Source organism: Peribacillus sp. P4_D6 (assembly GCF_056401795.1).
In genome coordinates, this window is record NZ_JBFUIQ010000365.1 from 1 (window position 1) to 861 (window position 861).

The 861-nt window shown below is 36.4% G+C and carries 1 protein-coding gene; it reads left to right on the forward strand.

The window, feature by feature from the left end; genetic code table 11:
• A partial coding sequence (locus AC1DVB_RS27615; protein ID WP_477592036.1) for an oligosaccharide MFS transporter occupies window positions 1-861 on the forward strand: 861 nt, incomplete at both ends.

An 861-nucleotide genomic window follows, 5' to 3' on the forward strand; every position in this document is an offset into this window, starting at 1 on the left:
CCTTAGTGCAGTATTCAACGGCGGGGTGGGGGTTGTTGAATCCTATCTAGAAAGAGTGAGTCGTAATAATGGTTTTGAATATGGCAGGGTAAGGTTATTCGGATCTATAGCAGGGGCTACGGCCTCATTGATTGGGGGAGTAATGTTTGTAAAAAACCCTAATTCAATTTTTTGGTTTGCATCAGGTGCTGCAGTTTTTTTAGCTGTCTTATTATTTATGGCTAAAATAGAAGGTCAAGACCATATCAAGTCAGGAGGCTCGAAGGGTAAAGGAAATGAAATTAGTAAAAAAGCTGTTCTTTCGATATTTAAAATAAAGAACTTCTGGTACCTTTCATTCTTAATAATCGGCACCGCCGCCATATATGATGTGTTCGATCAACAGTTTCCTAACTATTATGTACAATTCTTTTCTTCTAAAGAATATGGAACGGATATATTTAGTAAGCTAGTCTCCATTCAAGTTGGACTTGAAGCCATATTAATGATTTTTGCCCCTGTGATCGTAAATAAAATGGGTGCTAAAAATGGGCTGATTCTTTTCGGTGTATTAACTTTCGTTCGTATTTTTGGAAGTGCAATAGCTACGGGCCCTGTTCTCTTATCAATATTCAGGTTGATTGCAGCTTTTGAAATGCCCTTACTCTTAGTTTCCATTTTTAAATACATTACAGGAGTATTTGATACTAGGCTAAGTGCAACCATTTATTTACTGGCATTTAATTTTGCAAAACAGAGTGCCATTACTATTTTTTCTTCCGTAGCGGGTAGTATGTATTCATTCATGGGTTTCCAAAACACATATTATTGCTTAAGCGCAGTTGTTTTACTTGTTACCCTTATTTCTTACTTTACTCTATC